Source organism: Tenacibaculum sp. M1.3A (assembly GCF_057732375.1).
Genome location: NZ_JBYJEF010000005.1, coordinates 234,566 through 241,853, shown reverse-complemented (window position 1 = coordinate 241,853; position 7,288 = coordinate 234,566). Strand labels below are relative to the sequence as shown.

Here is a 7,288-nt window from a genome sequence, read left to right as displayed (position 1 = left end):
CCGTAAATTGTATTATTGGTTGTATCAATATAAAAATCGCCATCAACTCCTAATCCTGATCCTGGAACGCCTGCTCCATTTAAAACACTACTTCCGTCTGATCCAGTTGCACCAGTTGATATTAAACTTGTAACTGAACTTATGTCTGCTAACTTATTCCATATAGTTCCATTCCAATAATAAAATCCTTTACCAGTACTCTCATTTATATTATAAACCAATAAACTTTCTGCTATTGTGCTACTTAATACTGGTAATGCATTATTAATATCAATAATATTTATCCTTGGAATTAAAATACCTTTATCTGATGATTTAATTTCTAACTGAGCAGACTCATTTGGAGCTAAAGTACCTATACCTACTTGTGAGAATAAGCTGAAGCTAAAAAAAAGTAATACGAATGTAATTTTCTTTCTCATACATAATTTTTTAAGATTAAACATTTTCGGGGTTTCTATTTAGTAACATATTCTTATACATCAATACAACCTAATAAATTAGGAAGCATAACAATGCATTAAATTAAATGACTTTTTTTTTGGTAAAGTATTTATTACCTGTCTATTTTTTTTTTACAATTTCTTTCTCTATAAATATATTAAAAAAAAATGAAAACAACTGGAAAACAACAAATTACCTCAAATACATTTTAAAAAGACAGCTACTTATTAAGTTCCAGTTTACTTGTAGTAATAAAATTATATAACTTAACAGCTTTATAATACTGTAAACACTACAAAACTAATAAGAATAAAACAAATTTAATGATTATGTTAAAATATTGAACTTATTACTATTTTAAGAGCTTATAAGTATTTAAACAATAATATGTAAGTATATTCGTTTTTAAATTGATCAACCTTAAAATCCTTCAAAAAAATGAAACAAATTATTAAATTAATAACGTTAGCTATTTTAGTTTCGTTACAAAGTTGTGACAAACAAGAAATAGAAAAAGATATAGTATTAAATGCTAACTCTCCAGAGACTGGTGTTCTACCTAATGAATTAGGTAATCATAACACAGCACATAACTGCGCAACAGTATCACAATTTGGACCAAATTCTTATTGGTCTAATACACTTGTTAACACAAGTGAAACAAATTTTTTAAAACAGCAAAACAACAAGGCCTCAAACCTTTTTGGTATATCTAATGTTCCTCTTTATTTTGCAGCAGGAAGCGGTACATTTAATGCTCTTTCTTACGGGCCTCCAAACAATTACATTATTTGGGGTGAGGAAATGTTAAGCGGAGCATTAAATTATGGTAGATCTGCTGTAGCATATATTGTGGCACATGAAGTAGCTCACCAAATACAATTTAGACAAGGATACCCTTCAGTAACGGGAGCTTCTAATACAGAATTAGAAGCAGATGGTTTCGCTGGGTATTTCTTAAGAAGAAGTTATACTACCAATTGGTCTGATGTAATTCCTGCATATAATTTTTCTCAATCTATAGCAGGCTCTAACGGTTCTTCTCATGGAACTGCTGCACAAAGACGCTCTTCTGTAAGGTTAGGATGGTTACTTGCTAATAATGGTGCTCTATCTAATGCTAACCTTGATTACAACTTTTTTTACTACTACAATAGCTATATTTTACCTGGTAAATTAAAATCTAGCAATATTGAAAAGCCTAAAAAAATAGATCAAGAATTACATGAATTTATCCTAACTAAAATAGAAGAGTTAAATGATATTCATTCTGGAAAAATATCAGAAGAAGAATACGCAAACCTAAGTAATAACTAAAATAATATTAAATAAAAGGTTGATCATTTTATAAAGAGGGGTTTTAAAAAACCTCTCTTTTTTTATTATATACTAATACTCAGTTTCGGAAATACACTTCTTTTTTTAAAATCAAGTAATATTTATAAGACTTGAAAACTCCAATAAAACAGCTACAACCACTACAAAAATTTAAAACAACAAAAAACCCTTACTATTACTAGTAAAGGTTTAAGTGAGCCCTGGAGGATTCGAACCTCCTCCATTTTCTTTAGTGTTTATAGTACTTCTAACTTATCTTATAGAATAGGTATATCTAAAAGTATACCTTTAACTTAATTATATACTTATAAAATAAACTGTTTTTGTATAGTTTTCTTGACCTGAAATTGTAAATTTAAAATTCATCTCATTACCATCAACCTCAACTATTTGTTTATTATTACCTGGTAAAGTTAATTCATTAGTAGATTCATTATAAGAGTAACTACCAGTTGATAACCTAGGTTCCTCACAGTTATCACCTGAATACTTTGTTAGAACCACTTTGCTATTTGACTTTAACTCTATAGTTTCCTTCAAATCACAATCAGATAAGGATACTTCTTCCAAATTACCATTTACATATTCTTTTGTTTCTCTAGTTTTTTGCCATTTTCCAATAATTCCTGAATGTGAATCATCATTACCTCCACATGAAGATAATATTACTATGGAAATTAATAAAAGGATACTCTTTTTCATATTGCTTATTTTTATTTGTTAATTTTTAAAACTTACTCTCAATAGTATAGTAAATAAATTTTGTTGGGTCTTGATTTCTAGTTTAAATAAAATATCTAGTTCAAAATATAAATGTATATATTTTATCAACTCTCCATTTACTTCTTCAATATCTCCCTTGATGAACTTGTAAACTTCATAACTTTTTTTTGTTTTTACTAATTCTAAATCAAACTCCCAATTTTCATACTGCATACCAATTTTAAAGGGTAGTTCTTCTAATATCATTTTGCAGTTATTTTGCTAGTTCTACTGTGAAATCCAATTCTCCTTTTTTAAATTCATATAAAGAAATTCTCATATTATTTTGGCTGCAAACATATCTTGGGTAGGAAATTAAGGGGCTTTCAAATAAAAGTTCTTCTTTATTTGTTGTTAGAGAATTAATAAAATTAATCATATAGTTTAAAGCATAAATACCCATCCTATAATTAATTTCTTCTAGTTTTCCATTCCTAAAACTTAAATACACCTCAACATCTAATATTTTATTCGGTAAGTAAATTTCTGAATATGCATAACTTCTATAATAGCTAGTGCCATCATCATGTTTGATTAAAAAAAATAAATCAATACTGTTTTCTTCTAATGAACTTCCAAGCTCATAATGGAGGTAATCTGTTATCATTTTAAATATATCTTACTTATCTTTTCTTAAATCATACATTAAATACCCAGCCACTAATACATCTACAATATTCCATATAACTCTACCCAATGGAACTTTAAAAATTGGCTGAAATAAAACAGCTACTATAATAAACAAGAACACTCTGCCTTTCTTATTTTTTTCATTAGCTTCAAATGCATACCAACAAAATAGCCCAGCTGTAATATATCTAACTATTTGATAGTACCCATAAGGCATATCGAATAAACATATCATCAATAGAAATGCTACTATTATTTTTGTTCTTTTTAAATCCATTTATCTAAAACCTTTTTAATTTTCATCAACTAATAATTAATTATATCCTGATTAATGTTTTTTACTAAAAAAAGTAAAATGGTTTGTAATGTTATTAACTGAATATTTCAGTTAAACTACAGTTTTAAAGAAAATAAATTCTAATTCAATAAAACTTTAATAAAGAAGTACATCTTATATTTTAAACTATATTATTAGTAGTATTCGTATTCACGTTCCGTTATGTATTTTGGAATTACACCATTCTTAAAATGAATTTTTTTAATCCAATTTCCGTTTTTATCGTATTTATAACTAAATGTATATTTACTTTCTAAGCTACCATCTGTATTGTGTCTGATTTTTTCAATTTCATTCCCTCTATAATTATATTTTGATGTTTCTTTTGATGGTACATTTGATTTATAATAAAAAAGCTCTTCAATTTGATTTCCATTATCATCATATTTATATTTGACTCTCCAGTCTATGTGTCCTTTAGAATTGTATGAAGTCTCCTCTTTCTTATTACCTAAGTTATCATATTTATAAAAATCTTTTGCAAACAAAGTTCCATCTATAGAATATATCATACGTTCTATATTATTTCCTAAATCATCATATTTAAAAAGATGTTTTATAAGTAAAGCCCCTTCTGAATTGTATTTATTTAGTTCGGTTTTATTTTTATTTCCATTATATTTAGAAATATACTTTTTATTTAAACTATTATCTGGATTGTAATTAATATGCTCTATTCTATTTCCCTTATTATCATATTTATAAATATTTCTTTTATGTATACTACCACTTAAAGAATATAAATTATATTCAATTTTTTCACCTTTCTTATTATATTTTACTTGGATAGGAATCCCGAATTTATTTATAGTTCCTTGTGTGCTTTTTTCAATGTTACCGAAATATACCTTTGCTTTATAAGAAGATTCTTTGTAACATTTAACCTTAGCTTTCAAATTATCATGAGTCCAATCATTTTTATCATCATCATTATTATGACAATTACATAAAATTATAGCTGTTATTAATACTAAGATTATTTTTTTTATTTCTTCCATTTTACTTAAATCTGTTTATTTCAAAAAAAACTTTTTCTTTTATTCAAAATTAATAAGTTTACTAAGTGAATCTATAATGTTGCAAATTTGCAATGTCTTTTTTTATAATGTTAATGCAGCTTTTTCTTCATCAGAAAATTCAATTAAAGCTTCAATGTATTTTGTTTTTGAACCAAATTTTTCACTTTTAATAATATATTTTTCAGCAATATTTGGGTGTATTTGACTATAAAAAGCTGATTTAATTCTTGAAATATGTGTGTAAATAGATTTGTTTAGAGGATTGATTAAATCATCTACAGATTTAATCATTTTATCATAATCATTTATAGCTGATATTTCTTTGTATAATTTTATAATAAAAGCTCTGTGTTCACCTAGCTTGTTTATGTCTATTTTCTTATGCTTAAAAAACAAAGCATAAACAACCTTAGTCATTGAGTTTAATGAGATATTTATAGATGTGTATTCTTTTAATTTAATATTATAATTTTCATCTAAACTAATACCACTGTCTCTAGTACTTATGCATTGTTGAGCTATAAGTTTTTCTATATATGGTAAAGCCATTACTAACTTTCCATTGCTTTTTAACTCTATTAATTTTGCTTCTATACTTTTTAATTGAAGTTTTACATCATCCTCTAAATCATCATCAAATGGAATTAATGATTCTTTTATTACTCTTCTGCTAAAGGAAATGTTTTGAAAACTATTTTCTTTAATAAAAAGGATTAGATTTAGTATTACATCTTTTATGTTCTCATGTAAAGAGTTTACAATATAAAAACTGTTATTTGTTATAATTAAAAAGCCTTCTGTGATTTCTCCTCTATATCCAAAAGATTTAAGAAACAGGCTATTGCTAATATTCTTTTTAGGTTGAAAATTAGAAGTAAATAAGTAATTAACTGAATCTAACTCTTCTAAGGTAAGTACTAAATCTTCTTTAAAATAGAAATTCCACCCATCATTATTAAATTCATTTTTAAGTCCTTTATTATAAAGCTCATTATAAAGTTTGTTTTTCTTTTCAGAAAAAAAGATGATAGTATTGGATATGTCAATTGCATAAGATTCTAAAGAGCTAGAGTAAACAACTTCTTCTATGAGAAATTGATTGAATCCTTTTTTGAAAATTTCATTTCTAACTCCTATAGACAAGATAGAAGTTAATAATTTTCGTAAATCTGATTTACCCAATGCATCCATAAATTAACTCTTTAGGTAAACTTATTTAAAATAAGCTTGTTAAAAAAACATACAAAGCTTTAATTTTTAGATTGATTTAAGTTTATTTAGGGATAATTCAATTCTTTTCTTCATTTCTTCTGCTATAACAATCTGTTCATTCTCAGTTATATTATTAATATTTCTAAAAATTTCTTTAACTCTCAGTTCTTTTTCCATAAGATATTTAAACCTGAAGTCTATAACAAGGCTGCTATTTGAATATGTAAATAAAATAATTTTAGGAGAATCTTTAGTATAGATATGAAAGGCTATTTTATTACTTGGATTATATTTTATCTCACCTATTCCATTGAAAATATACTCATTGAGTTGTTCTCCTAAAACATTAAATTTCTTTACAACCGTTGTATTTTTTAAATTCTCCTCATCCTTCATCCATCTTTTAAAAAAATTATATGCAAAAAAGACAACACATATTATTACAATCCAAATCATACTTTTTTTGTTTAAAATACTTAGAATTAATTTACAATTATATACTTAACTATGAGCTATCCTTAAACCTGTCATAAACGGCATAAACTTAAACAAATATAACTCTTTAATTGACTTGTCAAATAAGACAAGTAGTAAATGAGTCAAGATTTAAAAAAACTACAGATTTCAATTCAAAAAGGAATAGGTAAAAACATTCAAGATATTAGAGAATCTAAAGGCTTATCACAAGTTGATTTGGCTAGTAAAATGCTTGGTAGGTTTGATACTACTAATATTTCTAGGATAGAATCTGGAAGAACAAACCCTACTCTTTTTACCTTATACAGAATTAGTGAAGCTTTGGAAGTTTCATTAACTTCATTAGTAAATGTATCTTTCCAAGAGGAAATTTAGCTATTGTATCAGTTTTATGCCATGTGACTAGGTAAAACAACAGATTTTATAAATACATGTTCATATAGGTTTAAAAAAAAGAAATAACTTCAAAAAAAAGCTATAATAAAATATAGTTAGTTCTTTTGCTTATATTCAAAATCAATCTTTTTAAAGAGTAAATAAACTCCTTCGCATTTACTCTAAAATATAACACTAGATTTATAAAATGTTTTTTACTAGCATAATAGAGTAATATTATTATAGTATACCTTCATCAGCAAAACTGTAATACTTGTTTTTAGTAATTATTAAGTGGTCTAGTAAATTAATATCCAAATACCCACATGCCTCTTTTAATTTAGCTGTAATACTAATATCTGCTTTACTTGGTTTTAAATTTCCACTTGGGTGATTATGACATAACACAATACTGTGGGCATTGCATTTTAAAGCTACACTTAATACTAATTTTATATCTACAATGGTACCACTTGTACCTCCTTTAGATAATTCAAATATACCTAGCAACGCATTGGCTCTATTTAATAAAACTAGCTTCATTTCTTCTTGTAATTCTATCAAATCTTGATTCCATTTCTCTAGGATTATTTGATATACATCATTACTATCTTTAATTTTAACCTTTTTTCTACTACTAGTAGAGTAAGAAATTTTTATCTCTGCTACTTCCATAATTTAAAAATAAAAACCT

Annotated in this window: 10 protein-coding genes and 1 pseudogene; 2 read left to right on the top strand and 9 right to left on the bottom strand. The window is 25.8% G+C overall.

Going from position 1 to position 7,288, the window contains the following annotated elements; translation table 11 throughout:
• Nucleotides 1-422: pseudogene (locus AC28QF_RS09955) on the bottom strand (hypothetical protein); the annotation flags it as partial.
• Between the two features lie 460 nt (nucleotides 423-882).
• On the opposite strand from AC28QF_RS09955, the gene AC28QF_RS09950 reads away from it, so the two are divergent.
• On the top strand, nucleotides 883-1,761 hold the full coding sequence (locus tag AC28QF_RS09950) for a metalloprotease (RefSeq protein ID WP_488201492.1): 879 nt from the start codon (nucleotides 883-885) through the stop codon (nucleotides 1,759-1,761).
• A gap of 318 nt (nucleotides 1,762-2,079) precedes the next feature.
• On the opposite strand, the gene AC28QF_RS09945 is transcribed toward AC28QF_RS09950, so the two are convergent.
• The 7 genes from AC28QF_RS09945 to AC28QF_RS09915 form a co-directional block, all read right to left on the bottom strand.
• On the bottom strand, nucleotides 2,080-2,484 hold the full coding sequence (locus tag AC28QF_RS09945) for a lipocalin family protein (RefSeq protein ID WP_488201493.1): 405 nt from the start codon (nucleotides 2,482-2,484) through the stop codon (nucleotides 2,080-2,082).
• A gap of 18 nt (nucleotides 2,485-2,502) precedes the next feature.
• On the bottom strand, nucleotides 2,503-2,751 hold the full coding sequence (locus tag AC28QF_RS09940) for a hypothetical protein (RefSeq protein WP_488201494.1): 249 nt from the start codon (nucleotides 2,749-2,751) through the stop codon (nucleotides 2,503-2,505).
• Between the two features lie 7 nt (nucleotides 2,752-2,758).
• On the bottom strand, nucleotides 2,759-3,151 hold the full coding sequence (locus AC28QF_RS09935; protein WP_488201495.1) for a hypothetical protein: 393 nt from the start codon (nucleotides 3,149-3,151) through the stop codon (nucleotides 2,759-2,761).
• Between the two features lie 12 nt (nucleotides 3,152-3,163).
• Nucleotides 3,164-3,451 carry a DUF6804 family protein gene (locus AC28QF_RS09930; RefSeq protein WP_488201496.1) on the bottom strand — a complete coding sequence of 96 codons (288 nt, stop codon included), beginning with the start codon at nucleotides 3,449-3,451 and terminating at the stop codon, nucleotides 3,164-3,166.
• A gap of 194 nt (nucleotides 3,452-3,645) precedes the next feature.
• Complete coding sequence (locus AC28QF_RS09925) at nucleotides 3,646-4,509, bottom strand: hypothetical protein (protein ID WP_488201497.1); 864 nt, start codon at nucleotides 4,507-4,509, stop codon at nucleotides 3,646-3,648.
• Between the two features lie 102 nt (nucleotides 4,510-4,611).
• On the bottom strand, nucleotides 4,612-5,721 hold the full coding sequence (locus AC28QF_RS09920; RefSeq protein ID WP_488201498.1) for a hypothetical protein: 1,110 nt from the start codon (nucleotides 5,719-5,721) through the stop codon (nucleotides 4,612-4,614).
• 66 nt (nucleotides 5,722-5,787) lie between these two features.
• Complete coding sequence (locus tag AC28QF_RS09915; RefSeq protein WP_488201499.1) at nucleotides 5,788-6,198, bottom strand: hypothetical protein; 411 nt, start codon at nucleotides 6,196-6,198, stop codon at nucleotides 5,788-5,790.
• Between the two features lie 138 nt (nucleotides 6,199-6,336).
• Between AC28QF_RS09915 and AC28QF_RS09910 the strand changes: the two genes are divergently transcribed.
• Nucleotides 6,337-6,594 (top strand): helix-turn-helix domain-containing protein, encoded by a 258-nt coding sequence (locus tag AC28QF_RS09910; protein WP_488201500.1) that lies wholly within the window; start codon nucleotides 6,337-6,339, stop codon nucleotides 6,592-6,594.
• 240 nt (nucleotides 6,595-6,834) lie between these two features.
• On the opposite strand, the gene AC28QF_RS09905 is transcribed toward AC28QF_RS09910, so the two are convergent.
• Nucleotides 6,835-7,269 carry a JAB domain-containing protein gene (locus AC28QF_RS09905; protein ID WP_488201501.1) on the bottom strand — a complete coding sequence of 145 codons (435 nt, stop codon included), beginning with the start codon at nucleotides 7,267-7,269 and terminating at the stop codon, nucleotides 6,835-6,837.
• Nucleotides 7,270-7,288 lie beyond the last annotated feature (19 nt).

Coding starts and splice junctions, on each gene's coding strand:
- AC28QF_RS09910 (WP_488201500.1), top strand. CDS start 6,337: ATGAGTCAAGATTTAAAAAAACTACAGATTTCAATTCAAAAAGGAATA.
- AC28QF_RS09930 (WP_488201496.1), bottom strand. CDS start 3,451: ATGGATTTAAAAAGAACAAAAATAATAGTAGCATTTCTATTGATGATA.
- AC28QF_RS09920 (WP_488201498.1), bottom strand. CDS start 5,721: ATGGATGCATTGGGTAAATCAGATTTACGAAAATTATTAACTTCTATC.
- AC28QF_RS09950 (WP_488201492.1), top strand. CDS start 883: ATGAAACAAATTATTAAATTAATAACGTTAGCTATTTTAGTTTCGTTA.
- AC28QF_RS09940 (WP_488201494.1), bottom strand. CDS start 2,751: ATGATATTAGAAGAACTACCCTTTAAAATTGGTATGCAGTATGAAAAT.
- AC28QF_RS09935 (WP_488201495.1), bottom strand. CDS start 3,151: ATGATAACAGATTACCTCCATTATGAGCTTGGAAGTTCATTAGAAGAA.
- AC28QF_RS09905 (WP_488201501.1), bottom strand. CDS start 7,269: ATGGAAGTAGCAGAGATAAAAATTTCTTACTCTACTAGTAGTAGAAAA.
- AC28QF_RS09925 (WP_488201497.1), bottom strand. CDS start 4,509: ATGGAAGAAATAAAAAAAATAATCTTAGTATTAATAACAGCTATAATT.
- AC28QF_RS09945 (WP_488201493.1), bottom strand. CDS start 2,484: ATGAAAAAGAGTATCCTTTTATTAATTTCCATAGTAATATTATCTTCA.
- AC28QF_RS09915 (WP_488201499.1), bottom strand. CDS start 6,198: ATGATTTGGATTGTAATAATATGTGTTGTCTTTTTTGCATATAATTTT.